At 74.1% G+C, this 17,979-nt stretch carries 15 protein-coding genes; 10 read left to right on the forward strand and 5 right to left on the reverse strand.

All coding sequences use genetic code 11. The features are described 5' to 3' along the window. The first annotated feature begins 104 nt into the window (after positions 1-104). From ACLJTM_RS12485 to ACLJTM_RS12520, 8 genes are all read left to right on the forward strand, one after another. Positions 105-788, forward strand: coding sequence for a PadR family transcriptional regulator (locus tag ACLJTM_RS12485; RefSeq protein ID WP_411103583.1), 684 nt, complete (start codon positions 105-107; stop codon positions 786-788). A gap of 26 nt (positions 789-814) precedes the next feature. Next, positions 815-1,564 carry an ABC transporter ATP-binding protein gene (locus tag ACLJTM_RS12490; RefSeq protein WP_411103584.1) on the forward strand — a complete coding sequence of 250 codons (750 nt, stop codon included), beginning with the start codon at positions 815-817 and terminating at the stop codon, positions 1,562-1,564. Next, entirely contained in the window at positions 1,561-4,401 is a 2,841-nt protein-coding gene (locus ACLJTM_RS12495) for an FtsX-like permease family protein (RefSeq protein WP_411103585.1), read from the forward strand. The genes ACLJTM_RS12490 and ACLJTM_RS12495 overlap by 4 nt, the downstream gene beginning before the upstream one ends. 117 nt (positions 4,402-4,518) lie before the next feature. Further along, on the forward strand, positions 4,519-5,055 hold the full coding sequence (locus ACLJTM_RS12500; RefSeq protein WP_411103586.1) for a bacterial proteasome activator family protein: 537 nt from the start codon (positions 4,519-4,521) through the stop codon (positions 5,053-5,055). A 278-nt stretch (positions 5,056-5,333) separates the two neighbouring features. Beyond that, positions 5,334-6,200, forward strand: a complete 867-nt coding sequence (locus ACLJTM_RS12505) for an NTP transferase domain-containing protein (protein ID WP_411103587.1) — start codon at positions 5,334-5,336, stop codon at positions 6,198-6,200. After that, complete coding sequence (locus tag ACLJTM_RS12510; RefSeq protein ID WP_411103791.1) at positions 6,152-7,489, forward strand: molybdopterin molybdotransferase MoeA; 1,338 nt, start codon at positions 6,152-6,154, stop codon at positions 7,487-7,489. Before ACLJTM_RS12505 ends, ACLJTM_RS12510 begins: the two co-directional genes overlap by 49 nt. Beyond that, a complete protein-coding gene (locus ACLJTM_RS12515) occupies positions 7,477-8,577 on the forward strand; it encodes a potassium channel family protein (RefSeq protein ID WP_411103588.1) in 1,101 nt (366 codons plus the stop codon). The genes ACLJTM_RS12510 and ACLJTM_RS12515 overlap by 13 nt, the downstream gene beginning before the upstream one ends. 67 nt (positions 8,578-8,644) lie before the next feature. Next, positions 8,645-9,622 (forward strand): NAD(P)H-quinone oxidoreductase, encoded by a 978-nt coding sequence (locus tag ACLJTM_RS12520; protein ID WP_411103589.1) that lies wholly within the window; start codon positions 8,645-8,647, stop codon positions 9,620-9,622. A 126-nt stretch (positions 9,623-9,748) separates the two neighbouring features. Here ACLJTM_RS12520 and ACLJTM_RS12525 read toward each other — a convergent pair whose 3' ends face one another. The 3 genes from ACLJTM_RS12525 to pdhA are packed head-to-tail and all read right to left on the reverse strand — an operon-like array spanning position 9,749 to position 13,238. Continuing rightward, positions 9,749-11,098 (reverse strand): dihydrolipoamide acetyltransferase family protein, encoded by a 1,350-nt coding sequence (locus ACLJTM_RS12525; protein WP_411103590.1) that lies wholly within the window; start codon positions 11,096-11,098, stop codon positions 9,749-9,751. Next, on the reverse strand, positions 11,098-12,105 hold the full coding sequence (locus ACLJTM_RS12530; RefSeq protein WP_411103591.1) for an alpha-ketoacid dehydrogenase subunit beta: 1,008 nt from the start codon (positions 12,103-12,105) through the stop codon (positions 11,098-11,100). Before ACLJTM_RS12530 ends, ACLJTM_RS12525 begins: the two co-directional genes overlap by 1 nt. Then, positions 12,102-13,238 (reverse strand): pyruvate dehydrogenase (acetyl-transferring) E1 component subunit alpha, encoded by a 1,137-nt coding sequence (pdhA, locus tag ACLJTM_RS12535; protein WP_411103792.1) that lies wholly within the window; start codon positions 13,236-13,238, stop codon positions 12,102-12,104. The genes ACLJTM_RS12530 and pdhA overlap by 4 nt, the downstream gene beginning before the upstream one ends. A gap of 177 nt (positions 13,239-13,415) precedes the next feature. On the opposite strand from pdhA, the gene ACLJTM_RS12540 reads away from it, so the two are divergent. Next, positions 13,416-13,979, forward strand: coding sequence for an Lrp/AsnC family transcriptional regulator (locus ACLJTM_RS12540; RefSeq protein ID WP_411103592.1), 564 nt, complete (start codon positions 13,416-13,418; stop codon positions 13,977-13,979). A gap of 5 nt (positions 13,980-13,984) precedes the next feature. Here ACLJTM_RS12540 and ACLJTM_RS12545 read toward each other — a convergent pair whose 3' ends face one another. Both ACLJTM_RS12545 and ACLJTM_RS12550 read right to left on the reverse strand, forming a co-directional pair. Continuing rightward, a complete protein-coding gene (locus ACLJTM_RS12545; protein WP_411103593.1) occupies positions 13,985-14,590 on the reverse strand; it encodes a TetR/AcrR family transcriptional regulator in 606 nt (201 codons plus the stop codon). Next, the gene (locus tag ACLJTM_RS12550) at positions 14,587-16,125 is read right to left on the reverse strand and encodes a 3-hydroxyacyl-CoA dehydrogenase (protein ID WP_411103594.1); all 1,539 of its coding nucleotides are present in this window, start codon (positions 16,123-16,125) and stop codon (positions 14,587-14,589) included. The genes ACLJTM_RS12545 and ACLJTM_RS12550 overlap by 4 nt, the downstream gene beginning before the upstream one ends. Positions 16,126-16,290: 165 nt before the next feature. On the opposite strand from ACLJTM_RS12550, the gene paaN reads away from it, so the two are divergent. Further along, entirely contained in the window at positions 16,291-17,973 is a 1,683-nt protein-coding gene (gene paaN, locus ACLJTM_RS12555; protein WP_411103595.1) for a phenylacetic acid degradation protein PaaN, read from the forward strand. The last annotated feature ends 6 nt before the right edge of the window (positions 17,974-17,979 follow it).

Below are 17,979 nucleotides of genomic sequence, written 5' to 3' on the forward strand. Positions count from 1 at the left end.
CCGCCTCTCCCCGCCTCCAGACGGACCCCGGACCGCTCCTCCCCCACGGGATGTACGCCCCGGGACGGTTGCCCCCGAGGGCATACTCGGTATACATACTGAGTATGTCCATTCGCCACGGCCTTCTCGCCCTGCTGGAACGGGGCCCTCGGTACGGCTCCCAGCTGCGCACCGAGTTCGAATCCCGCACCGGCTCCACCTGGCCGCTCAACGTCGGGCAGGTGTACACCACCCTCGCCCGCCTGGAGCGCGACGGCCTCGTCGCACCCGGCGGCGAGGACCCGGCCGGCCACACCCTGTACGCCATCACCGAGCAGGGACGCAGCGAACTGCGCCAGTGGTACGAGCGCCCCGTGGACCGGACCAACCCGCCCCGTGACGAGCTGTCCATCAAGCTCGCCATGGCCGTGGGCGCCCCCGGCGTGGACATCCGCGCCGTCATCCAGTCCCAGCGGCACGCCACGATCAAGGCGATGCAGGACTACACCCGGCTCAAGGCCCAGGCCCTCACGGCGATCGAGAGCGGGCAGACCCGCGAACGCGACGACGTGGCCTGGCTCCTGGTCCTGGAACAGTTGATCTTCCAGACCGAGGCCGAGGCCCGCTGGCTCGACCACTGCGAGACCAGGCTGGTCCGGCTCTCCCTGACGGCCGACCGGAGAGCCGACCGGCCCGCAGCGCCCCAGGCCGCCGACCCCGGTGCCCGCGGCGAGGACGAGACCCCCGTCCCGGCCGCGGCTCCCACCACCACCGACCGGCCCCGTACCGCCCGCACGCGGCGGGGCTGAACCACCGTCCCCAGGGGGAACCCTTCATGCCCGACCACCAGCACCCGTCCCAGCGGCCGGTACTCCAGCTCGACCGGCTGGTCCGCACGCACGGCAGCGGTGCCACCGAAGTGCACGCCCTGCGCGGCATCAACCTCTCCGTCTTCCCCGGCGAACTCGTCGCCGTCATGGGCCCCTCCGGCTCCGGCAAGTCCACGCTGCTCACCCTGGCCGGCGGGCTCGACACCCCGACCGGCGGCCGGGTGATCGTCGAGGGCACCGACATCACCACGGCGAACCGCAAGCAGCTCGCCGCGCTGCGCCGCCGCAGCATCGGGTACGTCTTCCAGGACTACAACCTGATCCCCGCCCTCACGGCCGCCGAGAACGTGGCCCTCCCCCGCGAACTCGACGGCATGTCCGCCCGCAAGGCACGGGCCTCCGCCCTGGCCGCACTGGAGGAGATGGGCCTGGCCTCCCTCGCCGACCGCTTCCCGGACGAGATGTCCGGCGGCCAGCAGCAGCGGGTGGCCATCGCCCGCGCCCTGGTCGGCGACCGCCGCCTGGTCCTCGCCGACGAGCCCACCGGCGCCCTGGACTCCGAGACGGGCGAGTCCGTCCTCGGGCTGCTGCGCTCCCGCTGTGACGCGGGCGCTGCCGGCGTCCTGGTGACGCACGAACCGCGGTTCGCCGCCTGGGCCGACCGCGTGGTCTTCCTGCGCGACGGCAGCGTGGTCGACGAGACCCTGCGCAGCCACGCCGACTCCCTGCTCTCGGGGCAGGCGGCCGGACAGTGATCTCCTGGTACCACTCCTGGATAGCGGCCATCCGGATCGCCCGCCGCGACGCCTGGCGCGCGAAGGGCCGCAGCATCCTGGTCCTCGCCATGATCGCCCTGCCGATCGTCGGGGTCAGCGCCGCCGACCTCACCATGCGCAGCGCGGAACTCTCCACCGCGCAGCACCTCGAACGCCGCCTCGGCGCCGCCGACGCGGAGATCAGCACCCCCTCGCTGGACGGGCCGATCCTCCAGAACCCCGCAGGCGACCGCTACGCCCCCGTCGGCGGCTACGACACGTACGTCCCCGGCGCGAAGGGGAGCCGGGTCGACCCGGCCGGCGCCCTCCCGCCCGGCGCCCGGGCGGTCAAGGACACCACCGGCAGCGCCAAGATCCGCACCACCCACGGGCTCCTCGACACCAGGCTGCGGGAGATCGACACGCAGAGCCCGCTGGTGAAGGGCCGGTTCACCCTCGACCGGGGCCGGCTGCCCCGGGAGGCCGGGGAGATCATCGCCACCAACGGCTTCCTGGAGGAGTCCGGCTTCTTCGTCGGCTCGCAGATCACCCCGCGCGGCACGGACCTCTCGTACCGGATCGTGGGCGCGTACGAGCTGCCGAACTCGCTGGGCGCGGCCGAGGTCATCGCCCCGCCCGGCACCCTGCTCACGCCCGTCGACAAGGCCCTGCAGGCCGCCGACGTGCCCGGGGTGCGGGCCGAAAGCGCCTACCTCGTCGAGGTCGGCGGCGATGGTTTCACGTGGAACATGGTCAAGGAGGCCAACGCCAAGGGCCTGCTCGTCATCTCCCGGGCCGTCAGCCTGCACCCGCCCGCCGACTCCGAGGTCCTGCTGTACACGCAGGAGCCCAAGGACCAGAGCGGCACGGGCGGCAGCCGCACCGCCGAGATGGCCGTCCTGGCCACGGTCGTCGGCCTCGCCATGCTGGAGATCTGCCTGCTCGCCGGCCCCGCCTTCGCGGTGGGCGCCCGGCGCTCGCGCCGCCAGCTGGGGCTGGTCGGCGCCAACGGCGGCGACCGCCGGCACATCCGGGCCATCGTGCTCTCCGGCGGCCTGGTCATCGGCGCCGCGGCCGCCGTCGTCGGCACCGTCATCGGCACCGCCCTCACCCTCGGCCTGCGGCCCGTCCTGGAGAGGCACCTGGGCCTGCGCTGGGGCGGGTTCGACGTCCGGCCTCTGGAACTGGCGGCCATCGCCCTGCTCGCGGTGGTGACCGGCCTGCTGGCCGCCATCGCTCCGGCGGTCACGGCCTCCCGGCAGACCGTGCTGGCCTCGCTCACCGGCCGTCGCGGCGTGCGCCGGGCCAACCGGGTGCTGCCCGTCATCGGGCTGGTCGCCGTCCTGGCCGGCGCCGCCATCGCCCTGTACGGCGCCGTGTCCGACATGGGCAGCCTGGTCGTCGCGGGCGGCAGCGCCCTCGCCGAGCTCGGTGTCGTCGCCCTCACGCCCGTCCTGGTGGGGCTCTTCGGGCGGATCGGCCGCTGGCTGCCGCTGTCGCCGCGGCTCGCCCTGCGCGACGCCGTGCGCAACCGGGGGCGTACCGCGCCCGCCGTCGCCGCCGTCCTGGCCGCGGTGGCCGGCACGGTCGCGGTGGCCACGTACCAGAACAGCCGTGACATCCAGGCGCGACACGAGTACGTCGCCTCCCTGCCCAGCCACCACGGGCTGCTCGCCGTCTCCGACAACAGCGCCCACAAGGAAGTGGCCTCGGTCCGCGAGGCCCTCTCCAAGGAGTTCGCCCTGTCCGTACGGGCCGACGTCGAGCGGGTGGTGGTCGGCCGGGCGGGCTGCGACACGTACTCCACCGAGGCCGGCTGCGGGCGCGCCGAGATCGTCACGCCCAAGGAGCAGCGCTGCCCGCTCTTCGAGTCCCCGAACGGGCCGAGCGACTTCTCCCCCGAAAAGGCCAGGGAGCTCCGCAAGGACTGGCGCTGCACGTACAAGGAGCACTACGCGGAGAACTCCGTGGTGGTCGCCGACGAGAAGCTGCTGGCCGCGCTGGCCGTCACCGACCCCGGCAGCGTCGCCGCCCTGAAGTCGGGCACGGCCGTCTCCTTCTCGAAGGCGAACGTGAAGGACGGCAAGGTCACCCTGCGGCTCGTCACCGACCACGACGCGGCCGCAGCCGCCCGCGACAAGAACCAGGAGGAGCCCGGCGAGGACAAGGTGCTGGCGGTCCACCAGGTGCCCGAGGGGGTCGAGGGCTGGGGCGTCGAACTGCTGCTGCCGCCGTCCGCGGCCCGGTCCGCCGGACTGACGACCGCTCCGTTCGGCTCGTACTTCGTCCTGGACGGCCTGCCCGGCAGTACGGAGCGCCAGGCGCTGGACGGCGCCTTCGACCGGATGGGCGTGGACGCCTCGGTCAGCATCGAGCAGGGCTACCGGGGCGACGACTCCCTCGCGATGCTCACGCTGACCCTCTTCGCGGGCCTGGTCACCATCGGCGCGGCCGGAATCGCCACCGGACTGGCCCAGGCGGACGCCGAAGCCGACCTGAAGACCCTGGCCGCGGTCGGCGCCGCCCCCCGCGTGCGGCGCACGCTGAGCGGCTTCCAGTGCGGTGTGGTCGCCCTGATGGGGGTGGTGCTGGGGTCGGCGGCGGGCATCCTGCCCGCGGTCGGGCTCCGGTTCACCGAGGCCCACGAGCGGCGGAAGATGATCGCGGAAGCCCTGTCGATGGGCCACGGCTCCGCGGACGCCTCGGTGTACGTGCCGATCGCCGTGCCCTGGGCGACCCTCGGCCTGCTGCTGGTCGCGGTGCCACTGGGTGCCGCCCTGCTGGCGGCGCTGGTCACCCGCTCCGGCGGGGCGCTGGCGCGGCGCGCCGCACAGTAGCCGCCGTCCGGCCCCACAGGGGCCGCACGGGGCCGTCCTCGTGCCCCCGTACAGGGTGGATCACGCCCGTACGGGGGCAGACCGAGTGAGTACGAAGGTGTGCGAGACAATGGCGGCATGGAGATGCCGAGGAGTGAACGGTCGCAGGACACCCCCCCGAACGTCCTGATCGTGGGGCAGGACGGGATGGCGGTCGGCGGCGCCGATGACGAGTCGCGCGAGGTCCCGGTGACGGAGATGGTCGAACAGCCTGCCAAGGTCATGCGGATCGGCAGCATGATCAAGCAACTCCTGGAAGAAGTGCGCGCCGCGCCTCTCGACGAGGCGAGCCGGGTCCGGCTCAAGGACATCCACGCCGCCTCCGTGAAGGAGCTGGAGGACGGCCTGGCGCCCGAGCTGGTCGAGGAACTGGAGCGGCTCTCCCTGCCGTTCACCGAGGAAGCCATCCCCTCCGAGGCGGAGCTGCGCATCGCGCAGGCCCAGCTGGTCGGTTGGCTCGAAGGACTCTTCCACGGCATCCAGACGGCCCTGTTCGCGCAGCAGATGGCGGCGCGGGCCCAACTGGAGCAGATGCGCCGCGCCCTGCCGCCCGGCGCCTCCCACGAGGACGAGGAAGGCGGCCACGGAGCAATCCGCTCCGGTCCGTACCTCTAGCACCCAGCCGTCTCCGGCCGTGCCCCGCGGCCGTGCCGCGGCGACGACTCCGGGCCCGCAGCGCACCCCCGTGCGCTGCGGGCCCGCGGCCGTTCCGGGGGCGGGTGCCGTGCCCGGGGGCGGGTGCCGTGCCCGGGGGCGGGTGCCGTGCCCGGGGGCGGGCGGCGGCGGGCGGTCCTTTCGCGGGCGGGCGGCCCTTCCGGGGCGGGCGGCCCTTCCGGGGTGCAGGCCGGGGGCGCTCCGCCGGCCGTGCCGGGGCGCGCCGCATACTCGGGGGCATGAGCTACGACGCGATCGTGCTGGCGGGCGGCGCCGGACGCCGCCTCGGCGGCGTGGACAAGCCCGCCCTGCAGGTGGGCGGCCGGGCCCTGCTGGACCGGGTCCTCGACGCCTGTGCGGACGCCCGCTCGACCGTCGTGGTCGGCGGCCGGCGGGCCACGGCGCGCCGCGTGGAGTGGGCCCGGGAGGATCCGCCCGGCGGCGGACCCCTCGCCGCGCTGGACGCGGGGCTGCGCCGGTCCACCGCCCCGCTGGTCCTCGTCCTCTCCGCGGACCTGCCCTTCCTGGACCGGGGAACCGTGGGGACCCTGCTGGAGGCGGCCGGCCACGGCGACGGCGCACTGCTGCGGGACGCCGACGGACGGGACCAGCCGCTGGTCGCCGCCTACCGGACCGAGCCGCTGCGCCGGGAGATCGCCCTGCTCGCCACCGAGCACGGCAGCCTCGGCGGGCTGTCCCTGCGCGCCCTGACCGGCGAACTCGACCTGGCCAGGGTGGCGGCCACTGCGCCACTCGCCTCGTTCGACTGCGACACCTGGGACGACCTTGCCGCCGCCCGCGCCCGGATCAGGGAGCATGGAACCGTGCTGGACCAATGGATCACCGCCGTCAAGGCCGAGCTCGGCATCGACCTCCCCGTCGACACCAAGACCCTCCTCGACCTCGCCCGAGACGCCGCCCACGGCGTCGCCCGGCCTGCCGCCCCGCTGACCACCTTCCTGGTCGGCTACGCGGCCGCCCACGCCGAAGCCACCGGCGCCGACCCCGCCCAGGCCGTCGCCGAGGCCTCCCGCAAGGCCGCCGACCTGGCGCTGCGCTGGGCTGCCGAGGCGGAGGCCGACGCCGAACAGAACGGCTCCGGATGACCCCCACCGACGCCGAACACGCCCTCGACCAGGCCCTGGCCCTGGTCAGCCGCGCCCCCGCAGGAGAGGACGCGGACAGCCACCGCGCCGCCCCCTGGCCCCGGGCCCGGGAGACCGCCGCCCACGCCGGAGCCGCGGTGCGGGCCCGGAGCCACCGGGTGCCCCTCGCCGACGCCCTGGGGGAGGTCCTGGACCTGCCGTTGGAGGCCCTCACCGATCTGCCGTCCTTCGACACCTCCGCCATGGACGGCTGGGCCGTCGCCGGCCCCGGGCCCTGGAACGTCCGCGCCGGCGAGAAGGTCCTGGCCGGCGCCGACCGGCCGGAGCCCCTCGCGGACGGCGAGGCCGTACCGATCGCCACCGGCGCCCGGATCCCCTCCGACACCACCGCGGTCATCCGCAGCGAGCACTGCCGCGAGGCCGGGCACCAGCTCTTCGCCGACCGGCCCGTCCTCACCGGCCAGGACATCCGCCCGCGCGGCCAGGAGTGCCGCTCCGGCGATCTGCTGCTGCCCGAGGGCTCCCTGGTCACCCCGGCCGTACTCGGCCTCGCCGCGGCCGCCGGGTACGACGAGCTGACCACCCGCCCCCGGCCCCGCGTGGAGATCGTGGTGCTCGGCGACGAGCTGCTCACCGAGGGCCGCCCGCACGACGGGCTGATCCGCGACGCCCTCAGCCCCATGCTCGGCCCCTGGCTCGGCCGTCTCGGCGCCGAGGTCGTCGGCACCCGCCGGCTCGGCGACGACCCGGCCGGGGCGCAGGCACTGCTGGAACTCGTCACCACCTCCGCCGCGGACCTCGTCATCACCACCGGCGGCACCGCCTCCGGCCCCGTGGACCACGTCCACCCCGTACTGGCGCGGGCGGGCGCCCGGCTGCTGGTCGACGGAGTGGCGGTGCGGCCCGGCCACCCCATGCTGCTGGCCCGCATCGGCGACCGCGCGGACGGCCGGTACGTGGTGGGCCTGCCCGGGAACCCCCTCGCGGCCGTCTCCGGTCTGCTGACCCTCGCCGAGCCGCTGCTGCGCTCCCTCGCCGGGCGCCGGCCCCGCCCCCGGTACACCGCGCCGGTCCAGGGCGACGTACCGGGCCACCCGCACGACACCCGCCTGGTCCCGGTCCTGCTGACCGACGAGCATGCGGTGCCGCTGCGCTACCACGGCCCCGCTATGCTGCGCGGCGTCGCGGCCGCCGACGCACTCGCGGTCGTACCGCCGCGCGGAGCACGGTCCGGCCAGGAACTGGAGATCCTCGATCTCCCGTGGGCTTCGGGGGGATGTTTCACGTGAAACTTCACGGCCAGGACGTCATGGCCCGCGCCGCCGACGAGAAACTCGTCTCGCGGCGCATCAAACTGCCCACACGCATCGTCGAACGACCCCTGCGGCAGGTCAGCAAACGCCTGCTGATGGCCCTGTTCGTGCTGTGGCTCACGGTGATGATCGTGTGGCTGGACCGTGGCGGCTACCACGACAACGCCAACGACCAGGTCGATTTCCTCGACTGCGTCTACTACGCCACCGTGACGCTCTCGACGACGGGCTACGGCGACATCGTCCCGTACAGCGACAGCGCCCGGCTGGTCAACGTCCTGCTGATCACCCCGCTGCGCGTGCTGTTCCTGATCATCCTGGTCGGTACCACCCTGGAAGTCCTGACGGAACGGACGAGGGAAGAATGGCGGCTGAACCGCTGGAGGAAGAACTTGCGTGAGCACACGGTCGTGGTCGGTTTCGGCACCAAGGGCCGCTCCGCCCTGCAGACGCTGCTGGCCACCGGTCTCTCCAGGGACCAGGTCGTCATCGTCGACCCCAGCTCCAAGGTGATCGACATCGTCAACTCGGAAGGGTTCACGGGGGTGGTCGGCGACGCCACCCGCTCGGACGTCCTGCTCCGCGCCGAGGTCCAGAAGGCCCGTCAGATCGTCATCGCCACCCAGCGGGACGACACGGCGGTCCTGGTCACCCTGACCGCCCGCCAGCTCAACCGCGGGGCCAAGATCGTCGCTGCGGTCCGTGAGGAGGAGAACGCCCCGCTGCTGCGCCAGTCGGGCGCGGACGCGGTCATCACGAGCGCGAGCGCCGCCGGACGGCTGCTGGGCCTGTCGGTCCTCAGCCCCAGTGCTGGCACCGTCATGGAGGACCTGATCCAGCAGGGCAGCGGTCTCGACCTGATCGAACGGCCCGTCAAGAAGGCCGAGGCGGGCAAGTCGGTACGCGAGACCGAGGACCTCGTGGTGAGCGTGCTGCGCGGCCACCGGCTGCTGCCGTACGACGACCCGCACGCGAGCCCGCTGCAGCTGACCGACCGTCTCATCACCATCGTGCGGGCCGTTGCGCCGGTCTCGCCGCCGGTGACACTGGGTCAGGCCGAATAGCAGGGGCGCCGCCGCGGCCGGGCCGGTGGCCGTGATCCGCGCAGCGGCTTCGCGTAGCCTCCGGGCCATGCATGCGATCACGATCGAACAGCCCGGCGGCCCCGAAGCCCTCGTCTGGTCCGACGTACCCGATCCGGTGGCCGGCGAGGGCGAGGTCCTCGTCGAGGTCGCGGCGGGCGCCGTGAACCGCGCCGACGTACTCCAGCGGCAGGGGTTCTACGACCCGCCGCCCGGCGCCTCCCGCCACCCCGGCCTGGAGTGCTCCGGTCGGATCGCCGCGATCGGCCCCGGTGTGGCCGGCTGGTCGGTGGGGGACGAGGTCTGCGCCCTGCTGGCGGGAGGCGGCTACGCCGAGCGGGTGGCCGTGCCCTCCGGCCAGCTGCTGCCCGTCCCGGCCGGGCTGGACCTGGTGGCGGCCGCCGCCCTGCCCGAGGTCGTCGCGACGGTGTGGTCCAACGTGTTCATGGTGGCCGGACTGCGCCCCGCCGAGACCCTGCTGGTGCACGGGGGTTCCAGCGGCATCGGGACGATGGCGATCCAGCTGGCCAAGGCGGTGGGTGCACGGGTCGCGGTGACGGCGGGCGGCCCTGAGAAGCTGGCCCGGTGCAGGGAGCTGGGCGCCGACATCCTGATCGACTACCGCGAGCAGGATTTCGTGACGGAGCTGCGCAACGCGACGGGCGGCGCCGGGGCGGACGTGATCCTGGACATCATGGGCGCGAAGTACCTGGCCCGGAACGTGGACGCCCTGGCCGTGAACGGCCGTCTCGCGGTGATCGGGCTGCAGGGCGGGGTGAAGGCCGAACTGAACCTCGGCGCACTGCTCGCCAAGCGGGCGGCGATCACCGCGACCTCGCTGCGGAGCCGGCCGCTGGAGGAGAAGGCGGCCATCGTCGCGGCGGTCCGCGAACACGTGTGGCCGCTGGTGGAGACGGGGCTGGTGCGCCCGGTGGTGCATGCCACCTTCCCGATGCGGGACGCCGCCGAGGCCCACCGGGTCATGGAGTCCAGCAGCCACGTCGGCAAGCTGCTCCTGACGGTCTGAGGAGCCGTGCGGGGGCCGGCCCGGACGGTACCGAGCGCCCCCCTCCGGCGCTCGGACCCGGGTCTCGGGCCGGCCCCGCCCCCCCGCCCCCGGTTCCGACGGGGCCCGGGGGGCGGGGAAGCCCGGCTACAGGCTGCGGAGCAGCACCGCGGGGGACTCGACGCAGTCCGCGACGTACCGCAGGAAGCCGCCCGCCGTGCCCCCGTCGCACACCCGGTGGTCGAAGGTCAGCGACAACTGGACCACCTGGCGGACCGCCAGCTCCCCGCCGTGCACCCACGGCTTGGGAACGATGCGCCCCACCCCGAGCATGGCCGCCTCCGGATGGTTGATGATCGGGGTGGAGCCGTCGACCCCGAACACCCCGTAGTTGTTCAGCGTGAAGGTGCCGCCCGTCAGGTCGGCCGGCGTCAGCTTCCCCGCCCGCGCCAGCTCGGTGAGCCGGGCGAACTCCGCCGACAGCGACTCGGGGCTGCGGCCCTGCGCGTCCCGGACGACCGGGACCATGAGGCCCCGCTCGGTCTGGGCGGCGAAGCCGAGGTGCACCGCCGGGAGCCGGACGATCTCGCCCGCAGCCAGGTCCACGGTGGAGTTGAGCTCCGGGAAGCGGGCGAGCGCCGCGGTGCAGATCCGGGCCAGCAGGGCCAGTACGGAGATCTTGGGCCCGCCCACGGCGTTCATGGCGGCGCGGGCGGCCATCAGCTCCGTGGCGTCCGCGTCCACCCAGCAGGTGGCGTCCGGGATCTCCCGGCGGCTGCGCGACAGCTTCTCCGCGACCAGTCCGCGCACCCCCTTGAGCGGGATCCGCTCGCCGGCGGCCGCCACCGGGGACGCGGCCACCGGGGCCGTCGCCGGGGCCGCAGCCGCCGGCTGCGGCGCGCGCAGGGCCGACTCCACGTCCGCACGCAGGATCAGGCCCTCGGGGCCCGACCCGCGCAGCGCACGCAGGTCGACCCCGTTGTCCCGCGCCAGCTTGCGCACCAGCGGCGAGATCACCGGCACCGGACCCGTGCCGGCGGCGGCCGGGACGGGCGCGGCGGGCGCGGCGGCGGGCGGCGCGGCGGCCTGGACCGCGGGCACGGCAGCGGCCGAGACCTCGGCGGTGACGGGTCGCACCCGTCGCCGACGGGCCTGGCGCGAATGGTCCGTGCCGTATCCCACCAGGACGTTTCCGGAACCTCCGGACTCCTCCTGCGCCGGCTGCGCCGGCTGCGCCGCAGGCGCGCCGCCCGCCCCCACGGCCACGGTGATCAGCGGGGCACCGACCGGGAGTTCCTGCCCCTCCTCACCGAACCGTGCGGTGACCACGCCCCCGTAGGGGCAGGGCACCTCCACCATCGCCTTGGCCGTCTCGACCTCGACGACCGGCTGGTCGATGGCGACGACGTCGCCGACGGCCACCAGCCAGCGCACGATCTCGGCCTCCGTCAGGCCCTCGCCGAGATCCGGCAGCTTGAACTCCATGACCTGCGGCATCAGTTCTCCCACTGCAGGCGCGCGACGGTGTCCAGGATGCGGTCCACACCCGGCAGGTGGTGCTTCTCCAGCATCGGCGGCGGGTACGGGATGTCGAAGCCCGTCACCCGCAGCACCGGCGCCTCCAGGTGGTGGAAGCAGCGCTCCGTGACCCGGGCGGCGATCTCCGCGCCCGGCCCGCCGAAGCCTCCGGCCTCGTGCACGACCACGGCGCGCCCGGTCCGGCGCACGGACTCCACGACCGTGTCCTCGTCGAAGGGGACGAGCGAACGCAGGTCCACGACCTCCAGGTCCCAGCCCTCCTCGCGCGCCGCCTCGGCGGCCTCCAGGCACACCGGCAGCGAGGGCCCGTAGGTGATCAGCGTCGCGCTCGTGCCGGCCCGCCGGACCAGGGCCCGCCCGATGCCCGGCACCGCGGCCGGGGCCTGCGCGGACCAGTCGGCCTTGGACCAGTAGAGGCGCTTCGGCTCCAGGAAGACCACCGGGTCGTCGCTGGCGATCGAGGCGCGCAGCAGACCGTACGCGTCCTCGACCGTCGCCGGGGTGACGACCGTCAGCCCCGGCGTGGCCACGTAGTACGCCTCGGAGGAGTCGCAGTGGTGCTCGACGCCGCCGATGCCGCCGCCGTACGGCACGCGGATGGTGATCGGCAGCGGCATGGCGCCCCGCGTGCGGTTGCGCATCTTGGCGACATGCGAGATCAGCTGCTCGAAGGCGGGGTAGGCGAACGCGTCGAACTGCATCTCCACCACCGGCCGCAGCCCGTACATGGCCATGCCGACGGCCGTGCCGAGTATCCCTGCCTCCGCGAGCGGGGTGTCCGTCACCCGGTCCTCGCCGAACTCCTTCGCGAGGCCGTCGGTGATCCGGAAGACCCCGCCCAGGGCGCCGACGTCCTCGCCCATCACGTGGACCGTCGGGTCCTCGGCCATCGCGTCGCGCATGGCGCGGGTGAGTGCCTGCGCCATCGTCGCGGGCTTCACCGCCCCCCGTACCGCAGTGGTCATGCGTCGTCCTCCGCTTCCAGCTCGGCCCGCAGCATCTGCGCCTGCTCGCGCAGCCGGCCGGTCTGCTCCGCGTAGACGTGCGAGAAGAGGTCCATCGGGTCGAGCACCGGCTCGGCGTTCATCGCCTCGCGCAGGTTCGCCGCCATCAGCTCGGCCGCGTCCTTGGCCTCCTGGATGCCGGCCGCGTCGAGGATGCCCCGGGCGGTCAGCTCGCGCTCCAGCAGCTCCACCGGGTCGTGGGCCTTCCAGGCCTCCACCTCGGCGTCGGAGCGGTAGCGGGTGGCGTCGTCCGCGTTCGTGTGGGCCTCCATCCGGTAGGTGACGGCCTCGATCAGCGTCGGGCCGCCGCCGGCCCGGGCGCGCCGCACGGCCTCGGTGAGGACCTCGTGCATCGCGGCGACGTCGTTGCCGTCGACCAGCCGGCCGGGCATTCCGTAGCCCACGGCCTTGTGGGCCAGCGTGGGGGCCGCGGTCTGCTTGGCCAGCGGGACGGAGATCGCGAAGCCGTTGTTCTGGACCAGGAAGACCACCGGGGCCTGCCAGACGGCCGCGAAGTTCAGTGCCTCGTGGAAGTCGCCCTCGCTGGTGCCGCCGTCGCCGACCATGGCGAGGGCCACGACCTCGTCGCCGCGCAGCCGGGCCGCGTGGGCCAGGCCCACCGCGTGCGGCAGCTGGGTGGCGAGCGGGGTGCACAGCGGGGCGATCCGGTGCTCGCGCGGGTCGTAGCCGGTGTGCCAGTCGCCGCGCAGCAGGGTCAGGGCCTGGACGGGGTCCAGGCCGCGTGCCACGGCCGCCAGGGTGTCGCGGTAGCTGGGGAAGAGCCAGTCCTGGTCCTCCAGGACCATGGCGGCCGCGATCTCGCAGGCCTCCTGGCCCACGGTGGACGGGTAGACGGCGAGCCGCCCCTGCCGGGTCAGCGCGGTGGCCTGCGCGTTGTAGCGGCGGCCGCGGACCAGCTCCGCGTAGCAGCGGCGCATCAGCGCGGGGTCGAGACGGTCGGCCGCCTCCGCGCCCAGGACCCGGTAGGGCTCGGGGTCCGGGAGCAGCGGGGCGGCGTCCGTGCGGGGCCTCCAGGCGGGCGGCGGGGTCGGACGGTGGGACGCACCGGCACCGGGCAGCTCTTGGACCGTCATGGCGGCGTACACCTCCTCGTGGGAAGCGGGCAGGGGCGACCCGGATGTGAGGCGCCTCACCAACCGATTGTTCGGTTGTCTGCGCAATTTGGCTACAGGCGGCTCCAGGCTGTGGACAAACGGGCGCCGGGGCCCTGGGATGGATGCAGGACGTCCAGGAGAGGGAGGCATCGGGCCATGCCGGATGAACAAATGGCCGCGGCGGGTTCGGCCCCCGCGGCGCCGGGGTGCCCGCCCGCGGCCCCGCCGACCGCGCCGGTCCCGCCCCGCGCCCTGGACCCGATCGACCGCTCGATCGTGCGGCTGCTGCAAGCGGACGGCCGTGCGTCCATACGCTCGGTGGCGGAGCAGGTGCACGTGTCGCGGGCGAACGCCTACGCCCGCATCAACCGGCTGATCGACGACGGGGTGATCCGCGGGTTCACCGCCCGCGTCGACCACGAGCGGGCGGGCCAGGGGGCTTCCGCCTACATCACGCTGAAAATTGTCCAGAACTCCTGGCGGACGGTGCGCGAGCAGCTTCGCGAGCTGCCGGGGGCGGCGCACATCGCGCTGGTCAGCGGGGACTTCGACGTCCTCCTGCTGGTGCACACCCCGGACAACCGGACGCTGCGCGAGCTGGTCCTGACCCGCCTGCAGTCGATCCCGGAGGTCCTCTCCACCCGCACCCTGCTGGTGTTCGAGGAGACGGACCTCCTGGACCCGGGACCGGCCGGCGGACCGGCGCTGCGGGAGGAGTAGCGGCGCTACGGGGTGCCGGGGGCCGTCCGGGTGGTGCGCAGGCCGTCGAGGGCCATGCTGACCACCGCGTCCGCCAGCTGGTCGGGGGTGGTCCCCGGGTGCGGGCGGTACCACTCGACCAGCGAGTTCACCATGCCGAACAGCAGGCGGGTGGCCAGCCGGATGTCCACGTCGGCCCGGAGGTCCCCGTCGGCCGCCGCGGCCTTCAGCAGGTCGGCGACCTGGTGGTCGAACTCCCGGCGGCGCTCCAGGGCCCAGCGCTCGGTGCGGGTGTTGCCCCGCACCCGCAGCAGCAGGGTCACGTACGGCAGCTCGCCGACCAGGACCTCCACCGTGCGCCGGGTGACGTACTCCACGCGCTCGACGGCCCGGCCGCGGACCGCTCCGGGTTCCTCCAGCACCGCGAAGAGGCCGTCGAGGGCGCGGCTGACGGCGCGGCGCAGCAGCTCCTCCTTGCCCGTGACGTGGTGGTAGATCGAGGACTTGGAGATGCCGGCCGCCTTGGACAGGTGCTCCATGGAGGTGCCGTCGTAGCCGCGCTCGTTGAAGACCTGGACCGCGACGGACAGCAGCGTCTCGGGGGTGTAGGTGTCGCGCCTGACCGTGGTCATCCCGTCTCCTCCGCCCCGTCCCCGCCGTCCGCCCCGTCCTCGCCGTCGGCCGCGTAGCCGAGCCGGAACAGCGCCAGCGAGGGCGCGTACCGGCCGCCGGGACAGCGCTCGTCGAGGTGGTGCAGCAGGTCGTAGGCCCAGTCCCGGCCGAGCCGCGCGTGCCACTCCCACGGGCCGAGGGGGTAGTTGACGCCCAGCCGCATCGCCGTGTCGATGTCCTCGGGGCGGGCCGCGCCGCGGGCGACGGCGTCGGCGGTGAGGTCGATCAGCATCGCCACGGTCCGCGCCACGATCATGCCGGGGACGTCGCCGATGACGGAGACCTTCTTGCCGAGCTTCTGGAACAGCCCGACGGCCTCCGCGAGGGTGCGCTCGCTGGTGTCCTCGCTGGCGGAGAGCGCGATCCGGGTGGCGCCGCGGTAGTCGAGCGCGAGGTCGAAGTAGACGACGTCGGAGAATTCGACGGAGGTCTTGCCGTCCGCGAGGACCAGCTGGCCCTCCCCGGGCAGCTGGATGTACGGGCCCCCGTGACCGGTGGTCGTGACGGCGATCCCGGCCTCCTCCAGCATCGGGGCCAGGTCGGCGGCGGGGCCCAGGTCGCCCACGACGGTGACCTTGGACGGCGCTTCCTGCGGGGCCGCGGTGTGCGGCTCGGGCAGGACGGCGTCCGGGCCGTACGGGAACCAGCCGTGCCCGGACTTGCGGCCCAGCCGGCCGGACTGCACGAGCCGGCGCTGCGCGAGGGAGGGCGTGAACTTGGGGCTCCGGTGGAAGGACTCCCACACGGAGCGGGTCACCGCCTCGTTGACGTCCTGGCCGATCAGGTCGGTGAGGGAGAAGGGGCCCATCTTGAAGCCGCCGCACTCGCGGAGCACGGCGTCGATGGTGGCCGGGTCGGCGCCCTGCTCCTCGTAGACCGCGAAGGCCTCGGCGTAGAAGGGGCGGGCGATCCGGTTGACGATGAAGCCCGGGGTGTCGGCGCAGCGGACCGGCGTCTTCCCCCAGCCGAGGACGGTGCGGTACGCGCGCTCGGCGGCGGCCGGGTCGGTGGCGAAACCGCTGACCACCTCGACGAGCGGGAGCAGCGGCGCCGGGTTGAAGAAGTGCAGGCCGAGGAAGCGGCCGGGGTGGGCGAGGCCCGCGGCGAGCTCGGTGACGGAGAGGGAGGAGGTGTTGGTGGCCAGCAGCGCGTCCGGCGAGACCACCTCTTCGAGGGCGCCGAAGAGGGCCTGCTTGACGGTGGCGTTCTCGACGACCGCCTCGATGACCAGGGAGGCCTCCGCGAGGTCCGCCAGGGTGCCCGCGGCCGCGATCCGGCCGAGCGCCTCCTCGGCCTCGGCCCGGTCCAGGCGGCCCCTGGCGGCCATCCGGTCGAGGCGGTCCTGGACGAACGCCACGCCGTCGGCGGCGAGGGAGGCGTCGATGTCGTAGACCAGCACCCGGTGGCCTGCGAGGAGGGCGACCTGGGCGATGCCCTGTCCCATGGTGCCCGCGCCGATGACCGCCACAGTGCGGGACCGCTCGATTGCTGTCATGCCCAGATCCTCCCGCACCCGCTTGTCCACAGGTCCGCCGGGCCCTCTTGTCCCGACCGATCGTTCGGTTACTCTAACTCCAGTCTGCTCTTTCGCGCCCTGCCTGGCCCGAACCGCCTGCCGGCCCGCGCGATCCCGCCCGGCTCAACGAGGAGTTGGTCCCTGATGCCCGCCGAGCTCACCGTCACCCAGCTGTCCGCCCAGCACCGGCCCACCCTGGACCAGGCCCTGTCGGCGATCCGCAGCCGCGCCTACTGGTCCCCGCACCCCGAGCACCCCAAGGCCTACGGCGAGAACGCCCCGGCGGAGGGGCTCGCGGCCTTCGAGGCGGTCCGCGGGACCCGGCTGGACCTCGGGCAGCCCGGCACGGACGGCTGGACCGGCGGCGAGGTGTCCCCGTACGGACCGGAGCTCGGCGTCGAGTACCCGCACGCCGACCCGGACGTGCTGCTGCCCGCCATGAAGGCCGGCCTCGCCGCCTGGCGCGACGCGGGACCCGAGACGCGGGCCCTGGTGTCGATCGAGATCCTCTCCCGGATCTCCGCCCGGACCCACGAGTTCGCGCACGCCGTCATGCACACCAGCGGCCAGGCCTTCATGATGGCGTTCCAGGCCGGCGGCCCGCACGCACAGGACCGCGGCCTGGAGGCGGTGGCCTACGCCTACGAGGAGCAGACCCGCGTCCCGGGCCGGGCCGACTGGTCCAAGCCGCAGGGCAAGAAGGACCCGCTGGCGCTCGGCAAGACCTTCACGGCGGTCCCCCGCGGCATCGCGCTGGTCATCGGCTGCAACACCTTCCCCACCTGGAACGGCTACCCGGGGCTCTTCGCCTCCCTCGCCACGGGCAACGCGGTGCTGGTCAAGCCGCACCCGCGGGCGGTGCTGCCGCTCGCGCTGACCGTGCAGGTCGCGCGCGAGGTCCTGGCGGAGGCCGGCTTCGACCCGAACCTGGTGGCGCTCGCGGTGGAGCGTCCGGGCGAGGGCATCGCCAAGTCCCTCGCCGTCCGCCCCGAGATCAAGCTGATCGACTACACCGGGTCCACGGAGTTCGGCGACTGGCTGGAGGCCAACGCCCGCCAGGCGCAGGTCTACACGGAGAAGGCCGGCGTCAACACCGTCGTCCTGGACTCCACCGACGACTACAAGGGCATGCTGTCCAACCTGGCGTTCTCGCTGTCCCTGTACAGCGGCCAGATGTGCACCACCCCGCAGAACCTGCTGATCCCGCGCGACGGCATCGCCACCGACGCGGGCCACAAGGGCTACGACGAGGTCGTCGCCGACCTCGCCGCCTCAGTGGGCGGCCTGCTGGGCGACGACGCCCGGGCCAACGCGCTGCTCGGCGCGCTGGTCAACCCGGACGTCAAGACCCGGCTGGAGGCCGCGGCCGGCCTCGGCGAGGTCGCGCTGGCCTCCCGCGAGGTGGCCAACCCGGAGTTCCCGGACGCGGTGGTCCGCACCCCGGTCATGGTGAAGCTGGACGCCGCCAAGTCCGACCCGGACGCCGCCTACCTCTCGGAGTGCTTCGGGCCGGTCTCCTTCGCGGTGGCCGTGGACTCCACGGCCGACGCACTGGAGCTGCTGCGGCGCACGGTGCGGGAGAAGGGCGCGATGACGGTGGGCGCCTACACGACCTCCGCCGACACCGAGCGGGCCATCGAGGAAGTCTGCCTGGAGGAGTCCGCGCAGCTCTCCCTGAACCTGACGGGCGGGGTCTTCGTCAACCAGACCGCCGCGTTCTCCGACTTCCACGGCTCGGGCGGCAACCCGGCGGCGAACGCCGCGCTGTGCGACGGCGCGTTCGTCGCGAACCGCTTCCGCGTGGTGGAGGTCCGCCGCCAGGCCTAGTGCGGT

It is taken from the genome of Streptomyces sp. cmx-4-9, assembly GCF_046548835.1.
Taxonomy (GTDB): domain Bacteria; phylum Actinomycetota; class Actinomycetes; order Streptomycetales; family Streptomycetaceae; genus Streptomyces.

Coding starts and splice junctions, on each gene's coding strand:
- ACLJTM_RS12485 (WP_411103583.1), top strand. CDS start 105: ATGTCCATTCGCCACGGCCTTCTCGCCCTGCTGGAACGGGGCCCTCGG.
- ACLJTM_RS12525 (WP_411103590.1), bottom strand. CDS start 11,098: ATGCCGCAGGTCATGGAGTTCAAGCTGCCGGATCTCGGCGAGGGCCTG.
- paaN (WP_411103595.1), top strand. CDS start 16,291: ATGCCCGCCGAGCTCACCGTCACCCAGCTGTCCGCCCAGCACCGGCCC.
- ACLJTM_RS12505 (WP_411103587.1), top strand. CDS start 5,334: ATGAGCTACGACGCGATCGTGCTGGCGGGCGGCGCCGGACGCCGCCTC.
- ACLJTM_RS12540 (WP_411103592.1), top strand. CDS start 13,416: ATGCCGGATGAACAAATGGCCGCGGCGGGTTCGGCCCCCGCGGCGCCG.
- ACLJTM_RS12520 (WP_411103589.1), top strand. CDS start 8,645: ATGCATGCGATCACGATCGAACAGCCCGGCGGCCCCGAAGCCCTCGTC.
- ACLJTM_RS12515 (WP_411103588.1), top strand. CDS start 7,477: ATGTTTCACGTGAAACTTCACGGCCAGGACGTCATGGCCCGCGCCGCC.
- ACLJTM_RS12490 (WP_411103584.1), top strand. CDS start 815: ATGCCCGACCACCAGCACCCGTCCCAGCGGCCGGTACTCCAGCTCGAC.
- pdhA (WP_411103792.1), bottom strand. CDS start 13,238: ATGACGGTCCAAGAGCTGCCCGGTGCCGGTGCGTCCCACCGTCCGACC.
- ACLJTM_RS12545 (WP_411103593.1), bottom strand. CDS start 14,590: ATGACCACGGTCAGGCGCGACACCTACACCCCCGAGACGCTGCTGTCC.
- ACLJTM_RS12500 (WP_411103586.1), top strand. CDS start 4,519: ATGGAGATGCCGAGGAGTGAACGGTCGCAGGACACCCCCCCGAACGTC.
- ACLJTM_RS12550 (WP_411103594.1), bottom strand. CDS start 16,125: ATGACAGCAATCGAGCGGTCCCGCACTGTGGCGGTCATCGGCGCGGGC.
- ACLJTM_RS12530 (WP_411103591.1), bottom strand. CDS start 12,105: ATGACCACTGCGGTACGGGGGGCGGTGAAGCCCGCGACGATGGCGCAG.